Origin of the sequence: Rheinheimera sp. MMS21-TC3, assembly GCF_032229285.1 — a bacterium.
Lineage (GTDB): Bacteria > Pseudomonadota > Gammaproteobacteria > Enterobacterales > Alteromonadaceae > Alishewanella.
This window is the reverse complement of the sequence record NZ_CP135084.1, coordinates 161,732-178,248: the sequence shown is the minus strand read 5'-3', so window position 1 is coordinate 178,248 and position 16,517 is coordinate 161,732. Positions and strand designations below refer to the sequence as shown.

Sequence of the window (16,517 nt, the reverse complement as noted above, 5' to 3'; positions counted from 1 at the left end):
CAAGTTATTGTATGAACTGTCAGGTTAGTCGGCAGGATAAAGCGAAAGGTTTAAACGTAGTTAAGTTTTTTTATTATCGGATAATCTGGCTGCGTCATGGCAACCAGTTAAATGAGGCTAAATATACGCAAAGGCATCGCAAAACATATTCTCTCGTTTTGCGCCTTGTTGTAAAAAAGCGTCTCGCACTACGCCCGCCATGGCAAAGGGGCCGGCAATATAAATGTCATACTCAGCTAAGGAGGCAAAATCGTCTAACACCGCTTGGTGCACTAAGCCGGTTCTGCCTTGCCATTCTGGGGTTGAATGCTGTATGACGGGAATAAACTGATAGAGTTGATTGGTGCTGGCCCATTGCTGCATTTCTGGATGATGATACAGCGCTTCAACATCACGTACGCCCCAATAAGCAAAAACCGGGCGCTGAATATTCTGTTTAGCGAGCGTTTGGGCAATGCTATAAATATACGAAAACCCCGTGCCACCGGCTAATAAAATGAGTGGCCGTTTACTATCGGTACGTAGTTGAGCTTCACCCAAGCCAATTTCTGCTAGTACTGGTTGCTTGGCAGCATAAAGCCGCTGTAAATGGGCCAGGGCTTGGCTAGAAAAGTTATCGACCACTGCTGCACCAATATGTAGCTCAATTTGCTGGCTACCGGCGTGGCTGGCAATAGAAAAGGGGCGTTTATCGTCGGCGGTTAAGCATAGCTGTAAGTACTGACCACTTTGATAGCTTATTGGTGTTGTTGGCGTTAATAGCACGCGGTTAACCGTGGGCGTTAAAGGTTCAATGGCATCAATAGTACAGGCAATAATGGTCATAGTGCTCTCAGAAAAATTAAACGTTGTTTCAGGTTATTAAATATAGTTAACCGCAATTAGATGTTATAGCGCTTAAATTTAAGGCCAGCAACAGTAGGTAAAATGCCGCTACTGGCCTAGTTTAAGGTTGTTCAGGTAGTGTAATACCCAAAGTATGCCAAATATCATCGACGCGCTGTTTAACTGCTGGAAAATTAGGGTCAGATAATAATTATCTCTGCTCCTGCTTTGCCTTCGGTCGCCCTCTTGGCTCCAAATGCTGCCGCCGGCCCGTTAATGCTGCTATTTCTTGCTTAAAGCGATTATTACCCAATGCCATGCCACTTTTTACCGTACTGCGAATATCAGCAAGCAATCTTCACTTATTTCACTCCTGAACAAATCGCGATACGCTTGTTGCCGCTCAGCTGCGGTATCTGCCAATGCTAAATAACAGGCATGCCTCTGACACAATGCAGATTGCTTGCCTTGGGCATTTATAGCATAACTCGACCACGGATACTCCACAGGTGAGTCAACCATACCTGCCCGCACCGGGTTCAGTTCGATATAGCGATACACCGCCATTACATACTGCTCCTCCTGCAACAGGCACGACTTAAAACGCCCTTCCCACAAGGTACCGCTGCGCTGGTATGCCCGGTTAAAATACCGCACGTATCGCCGGCCAAGGCTTTGCATCATTAAACTAATGCCGCTATTGTCAGATGCGGTGCAAAGTAAATGTACATGATTGGTCATCATTACCCAGGCATGTATATGTACGCCAAAGGCCTCTGAATATTCCTTCAGCCAATCGGCATAAGCTGCAAAATCATCGTCACTCGCAAAGCACACCTGACGGTTATTACCGCGCTGAATAATATGCTCTGGTACACCGGCTAAATGCACTCGTGGAAGTCTTGCCATAACGCTGCCTTACCATAACCATCTCAAGCTAGGTTAAGCATAGCCTACTTAATTTTTATCTGACCCCATTTATCGTGACCCCATTTATCGATGGGTCCAAATTGTTGAGTATTCAAAACCGCATTTACGACGTAAATCGATGATATTCAATTGATAAGTTTATAGTGATTATTGCCTTAATATTCATTTTGCGCTGTAATGCAGCAACATACTTATTGTTGCTTTATGGAAGAATACGCATGAAATCAACTGTTGTCGGGGTTCTGGTTGTAATTGTACTAGCAATTATTTGGTTAACGAGTATTGGCAAGGAGGGCGATAAACTGGAAGAAGTTGGTTTATTGTCAAATAGCGTATTTACTGAAGTTGAATCAGGCACTCGTAATTCAAATAGTAAAAATCAATCAGCATCTCTAAAAAAGACTGATACGTTTCAAGAAGCCGTAAATGCCGGTGAGAAGACTTATGATGCTACTGGGGTATGGGATGATTCGGTCACAAAACCAAGTAACTTTTTGTCGGAAGAGGCGTTAAACAAAAGTTTTCTTACCAAAAGTGGCGCAGTAATACAGACTGCAATTGTTGATGCAATGAAAAGTGCAGATTTTAATCAGTTTTTATCTGGCATTACAGATATGGAACGTAGTAGCAGAGCATTATCTCGTGAAAATAAACTACAGCTTTTTTTGCAAGAATCTAAATTACCAATATATCAGGAATCCTACGCCTGTTCTGGTCGTATTTGTGGTGTTATGTTAATGGTCGGCGATGATACAAGCGACGTTGAGCTTAAACAGTTACATTTATTTGAAACCAATTATAGTTTTTATAATATCACGAGAGACGAGAGCGGAAACAAAGTACTTAAGGCCGTGTTTATTGAAACTGAAGATCCTAGTAATTTGACGTTCTCGCAATAAGGTATGACCGTCTTGAAGTAAGTTGTATCAGCAATATGTGTAGCAGTTTAATTAGATTTCTTCTTCGCTCTAGGGTGAGCGTTATCGTACACCTTAGCCAAATGGGCAAAATCGAGATGGGTATACACTTGGGTGGTGCTTAAGTTTGCATGGCCAAGTAGCTCTTGCACTGCGCGTAAATCTTGGCTGGACTCCAGCATATGACTGGCAAATGAATGGCGTAACATATGCGGATGCACATGCTGGTTAAGCCCTTGCTGCTTAGCCCAAAATTGAACGCGCTCACGCACATGTCGGGTACTAATACGTTTATGTTGTTTACTTAGAAATAGCGCCTGCTGATCTGGCTCTGGTAGGTTAGAGCAAAATGCATATAGGGTCAGGTCTTGCCTTTTGCCACTATCTTACTCACCCGCGAGTAATGCAAACCAAAATAACTGCCGATGTCTTTAAGGGTATAACTGCCAGAGCGATACGCAGCAGCAATTGCCTCATTACGTGTGCCAGCTTGTTGCTCATACTCTGTCAGCGATTGTACTTTGCTGCGTAGTTGCTTTTTCGGAATGTCGGATAACTTATCCGTTTCGTTAATTAATGCTAAATGGGATTGTACAAAGTCATCATCGCCTAAAAATATTTGGTTGCTGAGCTTATCCCAAACAGACACATCTTTACCTTTCTGCACAAAGGCTTCATATTTCTCTCTGGCCGCTTTACGTGTTTTGCCGAACATGCCTAATACAGCATCTGTCACCAGCCAGGCAGGTGAAGTCGTTTTGCCCATCACCGCATGCCAATTACTCCATGGCCAATCATCGAGTACCCGCACCATATTTGCCCTGATGGGGTTTAGCACAATGTAACGGTTTAATTCGAGCAAATAGGCATCTTTATCTACCAATATTGCTTTATATCTGCCCTGAAACAAATGCCCTGCACGTTTGTGTTTTCGATTTATCGCCTGCGTAAAGGTACCGTTAAGTTGGCGCATACCTTTACTGAGGTTAGCATCCGGTGTTTCTACCAGTAGATGGTAATGGTTGCTCATCAGGCAATAGGCATGCACCACCCAGTGATACTGCTCGCACACCTTCCCCAAAAGCGTTAAGAACAGTTCGAAATCGGTATCATCAACATAGATAGCTTTGCGCTCGTTACCCCGGCTGGTGATATGGTAAAGCGCGCTGGCAAATTCCAGCCGCAAAGGTCTTGCCATAGTGGACGCTCCGTATGATGTGCCGATTCGATAAACTGTAGCGCACCAGACAGAAAAGGCAAAAAGCAAGACCTGACCCTGAGGGATTCATCAGGCTATGTGTAGCAGCAGTTAGGGCAGAAAGTCTGGCTTTATGCATACTTTGGGGGGTGACAAATGAGAGGAAATCGGCGAGCATTGTTTTTACATTCATGGTTTGTGAGTTGTGGCGAATGATCTGATCGGGAACTGCCATGAATGTTCCCTTCGCCTCTAACTATTTGCTTTGTCTATGCCATTCGTGGGGATTCGTCAGATTTGTTACAATGAATTCTTTTTTTGGTTTAGCTGTATATACTTGACATATTTCGCTCTATAACTATTGGGATTAATTCATGTCTCTTGCTCTCGTTTACAAAGTCAATTGTCTAATCATCGCGCTGTTCTGTTGTGAGCTATCAGCTAAAAGCTTCGTCTGGCATGTCAGCCATGAAGAACATCAACTTTACGTTGGAGGCACCTCACATTTGTTACCAGCTAGTGAATTCCCTCTGCCGGTTGAATTTTATCAAGCCTACCAGCAAGCAGAAAAACTAGTGTTTGAGATGGATATGAACAGAAAGAGTGATCCCAATTTTAATTCTCTATTCATGAGCTTTATCAAGTACCAAGATGGTCGAACTTTAAACTCAGTTCTAAGTTCAGAAAGCTATTTGCAACTGCGAAAATTCGCTGTTGAGCTTGAAGTAGATATAAATAGCATGGCGTCATTTAGACCTGACTTTGTCCTTATGCAACTGGTGAATGCCAAATTAAAGCAACTCAAAATGGCAGGTGAAGGAGTTGATGACTACTTCTTTAACAAGGGAATTAAAGATCGCAAAAGCATAGACCATTTCGAAACAATCGAGCAACATTTGGCTTTAATGTTTTCCACTTCGGATGGCTTTGAAGACGAATGGGTAGCGCGGAATCTCGGCCAGCTTAAAAATATCGAGGATGATATGCAGCAAGCACTAGCGGCGTGGCGCAGCGGTAATCGTGAGAGATTTACCGAAATGGCAAATGAGATGTTAGATACTAAAATAGGCCAAACCGAATATCAACTATTGTTGGCTGAACGCAATAAAAGCTGGGTGGAACAGATTGATTCAATGATGAAATCGCCAGAAATAGAATTCATATTGGTTGGGGCTATGCACTTAGCAGGACCAAACAATGTTTTGGACTTGCTTGTCGAGAGAGGGTATAAAGTACAACAACTAAACGCGATCAATAAATAAACTTTCGTCCAGATAGGGTACTTCCTCTAACCTCATGGACTTCGTTGGAATTAGCTTCTGCACTTTAATAGTAGTCAAAGTGTAAGCGTAACGACAGCCACACCTAGCGGCATGGTTGTCGTTACGATCAGTATGGCAGCAGTTTAGCTAATGCTTCCTGTGTGTTGGCTGACGGTTGCTTTTCAAACAACTCACTGAGATAGTTGTAAGGTAAGCGTAACACCAACCGTAATATTGCCATTTCGTAGGCGTGTTTGATGAACAGTGATATCAATACGTCAATAAATTCTGCATATTCCCCCATTGAATTGAATCACGAAGAAGAGCTCACTATTTTGGTGTGGTAACCGGCGTTGTTCGCTATCTACTGTGTGGTAGATAATCATCATGGGCAGACACCAAACACTAGCGCTTGTGGATGTTAATAACTTTAACGCGAGCTGCGAACGCATGTTCAGGCCGGATTTGGCCACGAAACCCGTGCTGGTCCTCTCAAATAACGACGCTTTGGTCATAGCGCGGTCTAAAGAAGTTAAGGCTTTGGGAATAAAGATGGGCACGTCGGCATTCCAAATTGAGCATATTTCTTGCGGTTCGTATTTAAACACTGTCTGGAGTGAGAAAAGTGGTATTAAATCACTTAATACATTATTTTATATGGGTTTATTAAGTCTATTTTTATAAAATTAGATTTGTGCCAAAATCGCGTTATAATTTGTAAAGACACGCTAATGATTTCGTATTTATTTTGGGTAAATGTAAAGTCATTTAGACTTTTAGAGAGTGTCTTTACATTTTGCATTTAGTTTAACGGATAAATGGGAAAGTATGTTGATTTACTTACATATTTGTCTTTACATTTTACTAAGTGTAATAGTCCCGTTCTAACCTAGAATAGTTGCGAATCCTTAGAATATAAAACGTTAAAAACCCTGCTTTGCAGGGTTTTGTTTTTTAGCTAGTTTACCGGTGTTAGTTGTGTCAGTAATGCTGGCTTAAAACTTATTGTAAATTTACGCGGTTACCTAATGAATAGCCATGCAAAACCTGCTGTTGTGGGCTTTTAATTTGGCTTACAGAAAAATATAAGGCGTTGTCGTTGCTAAGTTTAATGGCTTGCTTAGTGGCATAAAAATTTAGGCCGGCAGCATCTATTTTACTATTATCGCTATGTAAAGCGATTAAGCCGTTTAAGTCGGCATTGGTGATAGTAACAGCGCTATTTAGCACCGTTAAGGCAGTGGCATCACTGTTAATAGTAATATCTTGCATACTTACAATAGCGTTTTCTATATAGATTGATTCGGCGCTAACTTGTTCAAGTTGCACATAGCGGCAGCCAATAATGCGTATATGTTGATAGTGGCCGCTATACTTGTTATCGGTTTGGTTATGACAGTTTAGATCCTGCTTGCTGGCAATAAACTCCGGTAAGGTCGTTTGCTCTGCCGGTTGCTGCAATGCCTGTTGAAATACGGCGAGTAATTGTTGTGGTGCATCGGCCATAGGTACATGGCCGGAATTTTTAATGATATGCAATTGAGCGTTAGGCATGCGGAGCGCTAAAACTTGGCCCGTACGCAATGGTGTAACCCTGTCTTGCTCGCCCCATATAATGTGGGTTGGCACCTTAACTTGGTTGATGGCAGCGCTAAAGTCTTCGTAAATTAAGCCTAAAGCGGCATTTATATTGGTTCTATCGCGATATAAATAGCGTTGGGCCATTGGTAGGTTTAACAGTAACTGTGCCGGATCTGGCAGATGGTCTAACCCTGTTAGCACTTTAGAGGTTAAGCGTTCTGTAAAACGATTAAACTTGCCTAACACACCAGCAAACACGCCTTTTGCTGGGCCTAATTGCTCCATCCATTGGTAAGATTCAGGCATTTTTGCTAAATGCTTGACAAAAATAGTACGTTGCAACACCCCGGCTGTATCTAACATAATCAGCTTGCTTACCTGCTGTGGATAATCTGCGGCGAAGCGTAAGCTAATGGCTGCGCCCATGGAATGGCCGGCTACAATAACTGGCTTATCGCTAAACTGCTTTATAACCCAATGCACTAGCTCGGCATAGCGAGATGGAGATAACTGCTCGATAGTTTTATCTGACAAGCCAAAACCGGGTAAATCTATACTGATAATATGATAATCAGATTCAAATTTTTTAATAACCGGCAGCCAATCTAGCATGCCGTTTTCACCTAAGCCGTGGATTAAAAACAAGATAGGCGCAGTGTTATCACCAGCTTGCACTAGGCTGATGTTACCGTTATAAAGCGGCTCTTTTAACACAGTACGCTGCCAATGCTGAGGTAATTCAATTCGAGTTGGCATAGGTACTGTAGTGTCTGCTGTTACCTTGACACTGGTTATAGCAAAAAGGGGCACTAAGATTATTAATAGCCGTTTTAGGCCAAGCTTAGACAGAGTATTAATTAGCATTGAGAAAAAGTTACTTAATAAGATCAGGATGAATATCTTAGCATTTTTTTGTTTTAACAGAACATAGCAAGCCTAGATACTGCTATTCTACTTATTTACAACTAAAGGAAAGTAAATATGATCAGTTATGTAACTATAGGCGTTAGTGATTTAGCCAAAGCAAAAACGTTTTACAGCCAGTTATTTTACGATCTAGGCGCTAAAGTTTTAGTAGATATGGGCCGGATCTGTTTTATCGGTAAAGACATGAAACAGCCTATGTTGGCCGTGTGTGTGCCTTATAACCAAGAACCCGCTCAGCCTGGGAACGGCAATATGGTGTCTTTTTCTCCAGGTAGCAAAGAAGCGGTAGATACCTTATATAAAAAAGCTATTGAATTAGGGGCAACTTGTGAAGGTGCGCCAGGGCAACGTATTCCAGATGTATTTTATGGCGCTTATGTAAAAGACCTTGATGGCAATAAGCTTTGTTTTAGCTATTTTGGCTAAAAAGTTTAAATTAACCTGCTGCTAAAGCTGGGAAATAGTAAGCATATTGCTGTGTTGTGATATACATCTAGTGTGAAACTGTTACCGAATAAAATGTAAGTTTTTCTTATACCATTATAAAAACCAATAAGTTCACCCTTGCTTGATAGCTATCAACTTATTGATTTTAAATGGTATTGGTTCTTTTTTATAGTTGGCATAAAGTTGGCTTAAGTTTAACTAACACATCATCAGCGCAGCGGTGTCTGCACTAAGGAGTTTGTTATGTTAGGTTGGGCATTAACTTTTCTTGTGATAGCGATTATTGCAGCGGTATTAGGCTTTGGTGGTATTGCAGGTGCAGCTGCCGGTATAGCCAAAATAATCTTTTTTGTTTTTATCGTTTTATTGGTTATTTCATTAGTTTTCGGTGCACTACGTGGCCGTAAACCACCATTATAAAATAGGGAGTATAAGTATGAATTTAGCAACGCTTTTATTGCGCAGTTTACTAGTCGCTTCTTTCGCTTTTACCGTTGTTGCTTGTAGTGACAATGATGCAGAAACAGCAGGTGAAAAAATCGATGAAGTTGTTACCGACGTTGGTAATAAAGTTGAAGACGTTTGTGAGGATGTGAAAAAAGAAGCAAAGGCTAAAGATACTGATTGCTAATATAATTTTAAGATAAGCTAAAAGGTAGCAAATTTTTTTGCTGCCTTTTTTAATTGCAGTGATTTAGCCTGGCATTGCACTCTACTAAATTCTAGCCTTAGCCGAGTTTGGCTAAATGTGCCTGCCTCACTCTATGTTACCGCTGAATAGTCAGCGTACAACGAACAGTGAAATTTTTACCGATTAGTCAGTAATAATGTAAATGTAAAAATTAACATAAAATGAACGATAAAGGTTAATTGCAGTTAAAACAATAGGTTAAAAGTTGGCATCGAACTGGCATAGTTAATAATGTCTCACAAAATAGGAGTGACATAATGAAACGTACAACTTTAGCCGTAATGATGACATTTGCTTTAGCTGCAACTTCAGCCACCGTAGCTGCTAACGATTGGAAAGACGCATCAAAAGATGCGTGGATTGATGGTAAAGCTGAAACGACATTATTATTAAACGGAAATTTAAACTCATTCTCTATCGATACTGATGTAAAAAATGGTGTAGTTACCCTAACAGGTAAAGTAGAAAGCGAGGTTGATAAGGCCTTAGCCGAAGAGCTTATTGAAAACCTTGATGGCGTTGAAAGCGTTGATAATAAGTTAATGGTAGAGCACTCAGATAAAAAGCGTGATCAGAATAAAGATGGTAATGCTTTAAAAGATGCCAAAATTACTACTGTCGTTAAAACGCGGTTATTATTTGAATCTGAAGTCAGTGGTACCTCAATTAATGTTGATACCAAAAATGGCACTGTAACTTTAAAAGGTGAGGTTGACTCTTCAGCAGAGAAAGATTTAGCCATAACCATTGCTAAAAACACTAAAGATGTAAAAAATGTTGTGGATAAATTACGTGTTGATAAGTAATACTTAATTTATATGCTATAAAAGCCAGTCATTTGACTGGCTTTTTTTTGCTAAAATTCTGCATGGGTGAAGTAGCCTAGCCCTAGGCCAAGCTATCCGTTATGCTAGCGCTAGGCTTATTAAGAGATAAATTTTAATGCGAATTTTGCATACGTCTGATTGGCACTTAGGCCAGCATTTTATTGGTAAAAGCCGTGCGGTTGAGCATCAGGCTTTTCTAACTTGGTTAGTACAGCAAGTTGTCGAGCTAAACATTGATGCCATTATTGTTGCTGGTGATATTTTTGATACGGCTACCCCACCTAGCTATGCCCGTGAGCTATATAACCAGTTTATTGTCCAGCTACAGCCAACCGGCTGCCAGTTAATTTTATTAGCCGGTAATCATGACTCTGTGGCGGTATTAGCAGAAAGCAAAGACTTATTAGCTTGCTTAAATGTGCAAGTGATCCCAAGCGTTACCGATGATATTGCCCAGCAACTTTGTCTGCTAAATAATCAGCAACAGCAACCAGCAGCATTAGTGGCAGCCATTCCGTTTATTCGAGCCCGAGATGTATTACAAAGCCAAGCGGGTCAAACCGAGCGCGATAAACAGCTAAGCTTGCAACAAGCCATAGCCGCGCATTATCAACAGCTGTTTAGCCAAGCGGAGCAATATAATCTTGAACATAAGCTAGCGCTACCAATAGTGATGACAGGCCACTTAACGACGTTAGGCGTTAGCCTAACTGAGTCGGTACGCGATATTTATATCGGCACTTTAGAGGCTTTTGCCGCTGATCAATTCCCTAATGCAGATTATATAGCTTTAGGCCATATCCACCAGGCGCAACAAGTTAAAGGGGCAACCGATATTCGTTATAGCGGCTCACCTATACCACTTAGTTTTGATGAAGCTAAGCAGCAAAAGCAGTTATGGTTGCTAGAGTTTAATGGTAAAGAAAAGCAAGTAACCTCAGTGCCTATTCCTTGTTTTCAGCCGTTACTTAGCATTAAAACCGATTTAGTCTCGTTAGAAAGCAAACTAACTTCAGCCCTAGCCGATTTAGCTGCCGATCAGCGGCTTTGGCTAGAGATTGTGATAACCGAAACTGATGCTTATCTAACTGATTTACAGCAACGAGTTGAAGAGCTGTGTGCAGATTTACCGGTTGAACTATTACGCTTGCGACGTCAACGTGCCCTTGCTACTGCGGGCTTAGCCCAGCAAGGCCAGCAAAGTTTAGCCGAGCTGACGCCTGCTGATGTTTGGCAAGCTAGGCTAGCTCAGGAGCAGCTAACTGATGAGCAGAAGCAGCAATTAACGCAACTACATCAGCAAGTCTTAGCTACGGTTGAGCAGGGGGAAGCATGAAAATTCTCTCGGTAAGATTACAAAATTTAAATTCATTACGTGGCGAGTGGTGTATTGATTTTCGCTTAGCGCCTTTTAATCAAGCTAATCTATTTGCTATTGTTGGCCCAACCGGAGCAGGAAAAACCACCATTTTAGATGCAATCTGTCTAGCCTTGTATCATCAAACACCGCGCTTAAAAACGTCACCTACTAGTAATGAAGTTATGACCCGTCACACCAGCGAATGCTTAGCTGAAGTTGAGTTTGAAGTGGCGAATATTGGTTATCGTGCTTTTTGGAGTCAACGCCGTGCTAGGGGGAAAAGTGATGGCAACTTACAAGCTGCTAAAGTAGAGCTGGCGCGCTTAGATGGCACTATATTGGCTGAAAAGATTAATGATAAACAACGCTTAATCGCAGAAATTACCGGCTTAGACTTTGGCCGTTTTACTAAGTCTATGTTGTTAGCCCAAGGTGGTTTTGCGGCATTTTTAAATGCCGAAGCCAACGAGCGCGCTGAGCTATTAGAAGAGCTAACCGGTACCGATATTTATGCCCGCATTTCAGCCCAGGTGTTTGCCGATTGTCGTGAGAAAAAACAACAGCAAGAGCTATTACAAGCGAAGTTGTCAGCGGTAGAGCTGTTAACGCCAGAGCAACAGGCCGAGCTTAATAGCCAGTTGCAACAAATTAGTGCAGATATTCATGGCCAGCAAACAGAGCTAAAGCAATTACGTCAGCAACAGCAATGGCGACAACAGGTAGCACAGGCAACAACAGCGTTACAGCAGGCAGAGCAAGAAGCAAAACAAGCCGAAATTAACTTAGCATTACAGCAACCGCAATTAGCCAAGTTAGCAGCTTATCAACCCGCGCATAAACTCGCACCGGTATATCAGGCTTTGCAGCATAGTCTGCAGCAGTTGCAACAACAGCAGCAAGGCTTGCAACGGTTAAGCAAAGAAGTGGCCGGCGCTAAGCAGCAGCAAGCCACTTATTTGTGGCAAGGCTGGCAAAGAGTGCAGCAGCAACTTGTGCAAGCTCAACAGCAACAACAGCAGCGCCAGCAACAGCAGACTAAGCTTAAGCAACAATTAGCTGTCTGGCTGCCAGCTTTACAGCAGCAAACCGCGCTAGAGCAGCAGCTACATAGCCAACTAGAACAATTACAGCAACAAGGTTCAAGGTCTCAGTTACAGGCGAGTTATCAACAGCAGCAAGCTCAGTTACAGCTGCTACAAAAGCTGCAGCAGCAATTAAGTTTGCAGCAAAAATATCAGCAACAGCAGCAACAATTACAGCAGCAGCTTAAAAGTGAAGAGCAAAAAAGGCAGCAGTTAGCCCAGAATTTAACGCAGTTACGGCAGCGCTATAGTGAATTGGCTCAACAAGTTAAAGATAAGCGTTTGTTGCTACAACAGCAGCAGTTAATTTTGCAGTTGTCTGATCATAGAGCGCAGTTAAAGCAAGGGCAGCCTTGCCCGCTATGTGGCGCCACTGAGCATCCTGCCATTGCTGAATATCAGCAATTAGATAGTTCAGCAACCGAGCAGCAACTAGCCCAAGTGGAAAGTGAACAAGCTGCCTTACAAAAGCAAGGCGAGCAAACCAATGCCGAACATGCTGCGTTAAAAGCAGCAATAGAACAATTAGAAAAACAAGAGCAGCAATTAAGCCAAGATCTTCAGCAGTTAGATAGCGAAATGCAAACCGTTAAGGCTGAGCTGGGACGCTTAGCATTAACAACAGCATTAGTACCTGCATTAATCGCAGAGCTAGCAGAAAAAGAGACAACGGACTTAACGACAGAGCATATTGCTGCAGCAATTAGCGAGCAAGAGCAACAGCAGCAGCAATGCCAACAGCAGCTAGCGCAATTAGAGCAATTACAACAGCAATGGCAAGACAATAAAGCGGCTTTAACCAAGCAACAACAGCAGTCTAGTGATGCTCAATATCAGTTGCAGTTGTTAGCCAATCAAATTCAGCAAGCTGAACAAGAGTTAGCGCGGTTACAGCCGCAAGCAGATAATTGGCAGCAGCAGTGGCAACAGTTAGAGTTAGCTGCGCCAGACTCAGCCGTGGTAAAAGAGGCGCTAACCGAGTCGATAAGTAGTATTGAGTCTAAACTGCAGCAAGCGCAGCAACAAAGCCATGTATTACAAGGTCAGCATCAAGCATTGCAGCAAACGCTAAACCAAACAGAGGCTCAGTTGCAGCAACAACAACAGCAATGGCAAACAGCCTTAGCACAAAGTGTTTTTGCTGATGAAGCGGCCTTTAAAGCCGCGTTATTAAGCGATGAACAAGTGCAACAGCTAGCACAGCTGGAAAAAGATTTAAACCAAGCCAGTATTAGTAGCCAGCGTTTATTGCAAGATAGACAGCAGCAACTACAACAGCTACAACAGGCAAATTTAACCGATTTAGAGTTAAACCCAATATCAAGCCTAGTGCAGCAAGCCGAGCAAAAGTTGGAAGCTTTAAACCAGCAGCGTGGTGAAATAGCACAGCAACTAAATGCTGAGCAAAAGCGCCGCGAGCAACAGCAGCAATTATTAGCTGATATTAAAGCGGGTCAGCAACAATATGAATTATGGCAGCGTTTAAATAGCTTAATAGGCTCGGCCGATGGCGCACGTTATCGCCGTTTTGCCCAAAGCTTAACCTTAGCCCAGCTTATATTATTAGCGAATAGGCAGCTGGGGCTATTACATAATCGTTATCAACTCGCGGCACATGAAACCGCTGAGTTAGAGCTAGTTGTGCTAGATACTTGGCAAGCCGATAGTGCTAGAGACACCAAAACCTTGTCGGGCGGCGAGAGTTTTTTAGTTAGTTTAGCCTTGGCGTTAGGCTTGTCTGATTTAGTCAGTAGCAATACCCGCATTGACTCACTGTTTTTAGATGAAGGCTTTGGTACCTTAGATGCCGATACCTTAGATAGCGCCTTAACGGCCTTAGATAACCTAAATGCCAGCGGTAAAATGGTGGGTATTATTAGCCATGTTGAAGCGTTAAAGCAGCGTATTCCGGTGCAGATTAAAGTAGAAAAGCAGCAAGGGTTGGGCTTTAGTAAGATTAGTATTGAGCAATAGTGGTGAAGCAAAGAAGAAAAAAGGCCGCAGGCGGCCTTTTTGTTTTATTAGCAAACGACTAGAACGAATAAACTAAGGTTAAGGTCGTTTGCGTATCGGTCGATTTTTTATTAACCGGCACAGCTGAGTCATTCTGGACTAAAAACGCAGCTTTCATTTGTAATGAGCCATTAATTTTTGCTGTAAGCGATGTTTCAGCAATAGTACGTGTATTGTCTTCACCGTATTCAACGCTTAGGGTTTGCGCAAATGTTGCCGACTCACTTAAGGTCCACTTAAAACTTGCGGCACCGCGAACAATTAAGCCGTTCTCAGTTTCGCCAGTAGAGCGCTCACCAGTAAAGTAACCCGGACCAATTTCCACGTCTAAATGCATATCTTCACTGTTATATAAGCGGGTACCGTAACCGATAGCTAAGGTTGTATATTTGGTATAAGCACCAAATTTATCATCAGTATAAGAGCCAAACATAAACAGCTTTTCAAACTCGTCATCAAGTTTATAAGCTGCCTTTGCTGAAATTAAGTAACGTTCTGCTGAGCGTTCAGTTACTTTTTCACCGTTTTCATCAGTTTTTTCGTCTTCTTTAAAAAAAGCACTGAAAATATACTGGTTACTCCAGTTTTCTAGCTCTTGCTTAGCATCAATTTTACCTGTTATCGAGGTACCAACAGTGTTACCTGTGGTAGTGATTGCGCCAAGCTCTGCTGAGGTTGTCCATACTTTATCAGTATCTTCAGCATAAACGTTTACGCTAGCAACGGCAAAAGCCGCTGCTAATAAAGATAATTTTCTCATTACTTCTCCTGAGAGTCTTTTTTGATGTGAACACCCATTTGTGGGAAAGGAATGCCAATGCCATTGTCATCAAAAGTGAGTTTGATTTTTTCTAAGGTATCCCAGTAAACACCCCAATAATCAGCGGCATTGACCCAAGGGCGAACATGGATATTAACTGATGAGTCAGCTAAGGCTGCAACAGCAATAACAGGCTTAGGTGTTGGTAAAATACGATCATCAGCGCTTAGAATGTCTTCAAGAATTTTCTTCGCTTGACGTAAATCAGCGTCGTAAGCAATACCAATTAATAAATCAACACGGCGTGTAGGCTCTGATGAGTAGTTAGTAATAGCGCCGCCAGTGATTTTAGCGTTAGGTACGATAACGCGTTTATTATCTGGGGTTGTCATTAAAGTTTGGAAGATTTCAATTTTATCAACTGTACCGGCAATGCCGCCAGCATCAATGTAATCGCCCGATTTAAACGGACGGAATAGCATAATTAAAATGCCTGAGGCAAAGTTTGCTAAAGAACCTTGTAAAGCTAAACCTATAGCTAAGCCTGCAGCACCTAGAATGGCTATAAAGGAAGTGGTCTCAACGCCAATTTGTGACAGCGCCATTAGAACCGTTGCAATTAAGATAACAGCGTAAACAATACTAGCCATAAAAGAGACAACAGCTTTATCTACTGAACGGGCAAGTAGAGCTCGCTCCATTAGGCGTTTAACAACTTTTGCAACAATACGACCGATATAAAAAATAACGATAGCAGCAATAAACTGCACAAAGTAACCTAAGATTACTTCATTATTTTCCTGAAAAAACTTGGTGATTTCTTCCATAATACTCCCCATAAGTAAGCAACTAAGATAAAAACCGCAGAATGTTAACATAAAACTGAATTATGCGGCAGTAAAAGGTACATAAGTTAACCAATTAAATTATTAGCATAAAAAAGCTTGGTGTTACCAGTGAAATTAGCTATTATAGCCGCTATCTGCGGTGACTGTAGCTCAGTTGGTAGAGCCCCGGATTGTGATTCCGGTTGTCGTGGGTTCGATCCCCATCAGTCACCCCATTCTTCTGTTTTTCTGCAAGTCTGCTAAGCTTCACTATACAACCTCTTCATAATTCGAGTTATTTCAGTGATTGACTTAAATGCATTGCAACAGCAATTGCAGCAGCCAAACCTAGCCCCTGTAGAGCAATGGCAACCGAAGTTTTGTGGTGATATACCGCTGCATATCGATGGCCAAGGCCAGTGGTTTTATAATAATAGTCTGATCCAGCGGCCTGCTATGGTCAAACTTTTTGCTTCAGTTCTATTGTGCCAAGATGGTGAGTACTTTTTACAAACCCCTGTAGAAAAAATGCGGATTAGCGTAGCTGATGCTCCTTTTATTATTACAGATTGGCAATGGCTAACGAGTGAGAATTTACCGGTGCTAGCTTTAACAACCAACGTAGGCGATAAGCTTCTTGTTAGCCCTGAACATCCTATCTGGTTAGGGTTATCTGCTGAGCAAGATTGGCTTCCTTATGTGCAAATGTGGCGGGGATTAAGCGCTAAACTCAATAGAAATGTTTACTACCAACTAGCCGAGCAAGTTAGCGCTGTTTATTGTAATGGCCAAATGCATTATCAACTGAAAAGTGCCGGTTATCCTTATACCTTTGCTATAACGCCTATTGGCTAACATTAAGCTGTGTTA

15 protein-coding genes, 1 tRNA gene and 2 pseudogenes are annotated in these 16,517 nt (G+C 42.1%); 11 read left to right on the top strand and 7 right to left on the bottom strand.

Annotated features, from left to right (window positions below):
- Positions 1–117: 117 nt before the first annotated feature.
- Positions 118–825, bottom strand: coding sequence for an NAD(P)H-flavin reductase (gene fre / locus RDV63_RS01055; protein WP_313907691.1), 708 nt, complete (start codon positions 823–825; stop codon positions 118–120).
- A 327-nt stretch (positions 826–1,152) separates the two neighbouring features.
- Positions 1,153–1,734: a transposase gene (locus RDV63_RS01050; protein WP_313907690.1), complete on the bottom strand. Its 582-nt coding sequence runs from the start codon at positions 1,732–1,734 to the stop codon at positions 1,153–1,155.
- 239 nt (positions 1,735–1,973) lie between these two features.
- Between RDV63_RS01050 and RDV63_RS01045 the strand changes: the two genes are divergently transcribed.
- The gene (locus tag RDV63_RS01045) at positions 1,974–2,654 is read left to right on the top strand and encodes a hypothetical protein (protein WP_313907689.1); all 681 of its coding nucleotides are present in this window, start codon (positions 1,974–1,976) and stop codon (positions 2,652–2,654) included.
- Between the two features lie 47 nt (positions 2,655–2,701).
- Here the strand turns inward: RDV63_RS01045 and RDV63_RS01040 are convergent.
- Both RDV63_RS01040 and RDV63_RS01035 read right to left on the bottom strand, forming a co-directional pair.
- Positions 2,702–2,998 (bottom strand): annotated as a pseudogene (locus RDV63_RS01040) (tyrosine-type recombinase/integrase); the annotation flags it as partial.
- Positions 2,999–3,033: 35 nt separating this feature from the next.
- The gene (locus tag RDV63_RS01035) at positions 3,034–3,870 is read right to left on the bottom strand and encodes an REP-associated tyrosine transposase (RefSeq protein WP_313907688.1); all 837 of its coding nucleotides are present in this window, start codon (positions 3,868–3,870) and stop codon (positions 3,034–3,036) included.
- Positions 3,871–4,244: 374 nt separating this feature from the next.
- Between RDV63_RS01035 and RDV63_RS01030 the strand changes: the two genes are divergently transcribed.
- The gene (locus tag RDV63_RS01030) at positions 4,245–5,132 is read left to right on the top strand and encodes a TraB/GumN family protein (RefSeq protein WP_313907687.1); all 888 of its coding nucleotides are present in this window, start codon (positions 4,245–4,247) and stop codon (positions 5,130–5,132) included.
- A gap of 387 nt (positions 5,133–5,519) precedes the next feature.
- A pseudogene (locus RDV63_RS01025) lies at positions 5,520–5,714 on the top strand (DNA polymerase V subunit UmuC); the annotation flags it as partial.
- Between the two features lie 420 nt (positions 5,715–6,134).
- On the opposite strand, the gene RDV63_RS01020 reads toward RDV63_RS01025, so the two are convergent.
- The gene (locus RDV63_RS01020) at positions 6,135–7,577 is read right to left on the bottom strand and encodes an alpha/beta hydrolase (protein WP_313907686.1); all 1,443 of its coding nucleotides are present in this window, start codon (positions 7,575–7,577) and stop codon (positions 6,135–6,137) included.
- A gap of 117 nt (positions 7,578–7,694) precedes the next feature.
- Here RDV63_RS01020 and RDV63_RS01015 point away from each other — a divergent pair, with 117 nt between their 5' ends.
- The 6 genes from RDV63_RS01015 to sbcC all read left to right on the top strand — a co-directional run bounded on the left by RDV63_RS01015 (position 7,695) and on the right by sbcC (position 14,021).
- Positions 7,695–8,066, top strand: coding sequence for a VOC family protein (locus RDV63_RS01015; protein WP_313907685.1), 372 nt, complete (start codon positions 7,695–7,697; stop codon positions 8,064–8,066).
- 264 nt (positions 8,067–8,330) lie between these two features.
- The gene (locus RDV63_RS01010; protein ID WP_313907684.1) at positions 8,331–8,507 is read left to right on the top strand and encodes a DUF1328 domain-containing protein; all 177 of its coding nucleotides are present in this window, start codon (positions 8,331–8,333) and stop codon (positions 8,505–8,507) included.
- A 16-nt stretch (positions 8,508–8,523) separates the two neighbouring features.
- On the top strand, positions 8,524–8,718 hold the full coding sequence (locus RDV63_RS01005; RefSeq protein WP_313907683.1) for a transport-associated protein: 195 nt from the start codon (positions 8,524–8,526) through the stop codon (positions 8,716–8,718).
- Positions 8,719–9,035: 317 nt separating this feature from the next.
- Entirely contained in the window at positions 9,036–9,584 is a 549-nt protein-coding gene (locus RDV63_RS01000) for a BON domain-containing protein (RefSeq protein WP_313907682.1), read from the top strand.
- 136 nt (positions 9,585–9,720) lie between these two features.
- Complete coding sequence (gene sbcD / locus RDV63_RS00995; RefSeq protein ID WP_313907681.1) at positions 9,721–10,941, top strand: exonuclease subunit SbcD; 1,221 nt, start codon at positions 9,721–9,723, stop codon at positions 10,939–10,941.
- The gene (gene sbcC / locus RDV63_RS00990; protein WP_313907680.1) at positions 10,938–14,021 is read left to right on the top strand and encodes an exonuclease subunit SbcC; all 3,084 of its coding nucleotides are present in this window, start codon (positions 10,938–10,940) and stop codon (positions 14,019–14,021) included. Before sbcD ends, sbcC begins: the two co-directional genes overlap by 4 nt.
- A gap of 58 nt (positions 14,022–14,079) precedes the next feature.
- Here sbcC and RDV63_RS00985 read toward each other — a convergent pair whose 3' ends face one another.
- Positions 14,080–14,820 (bottom strand): DUF481 domain-containing protein, encoded by a 741-nt coding sequence (locus RDV63_RS00985; protein WP_313907679.1) that lies wholly within the window; start codon positions 14,818–14,820, stop codon positions 14,080–14,082.
- Positions 14,820–15,647 (bottom strand): mechanosensitive ion channel domain-containing protein, encoded by an 828-nt coding sequence (locus RDV63_RS00980; protein ID WP_313907678.1) that lies wholly within the window; start codon positions 15,645–15,647, stop codon positions 14,820–14,822. Before RDV63_RS00980 ends, RDV63_RS00985 begins: the two co-directional genes overlap by 1 nt.
- A gap of 160 nt (positions 15,648–15,807) precedes the next feature.
- On the opposite strand from RDV63_RS00980, the gene RDV63_RS00975 reads away from it, so the two are divergent.
- Both RDV63_RS00975 and RDV63_RS00970 read left to right on the top strand, forming a co-directional pair.
- Positions 15,808–15,883, top strand: a tRNA-His gene (locus RDV63_RS00975).
- A 67-nt stretch (positions 15,884–15,950) separates the two neighbouring features.
- On the top strand, positions 15,951–16,502 hold the full coding sequence (locus RDV63_RS00970) for a DUF1285 domain-containing protein (protein ID WP_313907677.1): 552 nt from the start codon (positions 15,951–15,953) through the stop codon (positions 16,500–16,502).
- The last annotated feature ends 15 nt before the right edge of the window (positions 16,503–16,517 follow it).

What these genes read in the sequence shown, in the direction of transcription:
- fre (WP_313907691.1), bottom strand. Translation starts at nt 825, where the DNA reads ATGACCATTATTGCCTGTACTATTGATGCCATTGAACCTTTAACGCCC.
- RDV63_RS01050 (WP_313907690.1), bottom strand. Translation starts at nt 1,734, where the DNA reads ATGGCAAGACTTCCACGAGTGCATTTAGCCGGTGTACCAGAGCATATT.
- RDV63_RS01045 (WP_313907689.1), top strand. Translation starts at nt 1,974, where the DNA reads ATGAAATCAACTGTTGTCGGGGTTCTGGTTGTAATTGTACTAGCAATT.
- RDV63_RS01035 (WP_313907688.1), bottom strand. Translation starts at nt 3,870, where the DNA reads ATGGCAAGACCTTTGCGGCTGGAATTTGCCAGCGCGCTTTACCATATC.
- RDV63_RS01030 (WP_313907687.1), top strand. Translation starts at nt 4,245, where the DNA reads ATGTCTCTTGCTCTCGTTTACAAAGTCAATTGTCTAATCATCGCGCTG.
- RDV63_RS01020 (WP_313907686.1), bottom strand. Translation starts at nt 7,577, where the DNA reads ATGCTAATTAATACTCTGTCTAAGCTTGGCCTAAAACGGCTATTAATA.
- RDV63_RS01015 (WP_313907685.1), top strand. Translation starts at nt 7,695, where the DNA reads ATGATCAGTTATGTAACTATAGGCGTTAGTGATTTAGCCAAAGCAAAA.
- RDV63_RS01010 (WP_313907684.1), top strand. Translation starts at nt 8,331, where the DNA reads ATGTTAGGTTGGGCATTAACTTTTCTTGTGATAGCGATTATTGCAGCG.
- RDV63_RS01005 (WP_313907683.1), top strand. Translation starts at nt 8,524, where the DNA reads ATGAATTTAGCAACGCTTTTATTGCGCAGTTTACTAGTCGCTTCTTTC.
- RDV63_RS01000 (WP_313907682.1), top strand. Translation starts at nt 9,036, where the DNA reads ATGAAACGTACAACTTTAGCCGTAATGATGACATTTGCTTTAGCTGCA.
- sbcD (WP_313907681.1), top strand. Translation starts at nt 9,721, where the DNA reads ATGCGAATTTTGCATACGTCTGATTGGCACTTAGGCCAGCATTTTATT.
- sbcC (WP_313907680.1), top strand. Translation starts at nt 10,938, where the DNA reads ATGAAAATTCTCTCGGTAAGATTACAAAATTTAAATTCATTACGTGGC.
- RDV63_RS00985 (WP_313907679.1), bottom strand. Translation starts at nt 14,820, where the DNA reads ATGAGAAAATTATCTTTATTAGCAGCGGCTTTTGCCGTTGCTAGCGTA.
- RDV63_RS00980 (WP_313907678.1), bottom strand. Translation starts at nt 15,647, where the DNA reads ATGGAAGAAATCACCAAGTTTTTTCAGGAAAATAATGAAGTAATCTTA.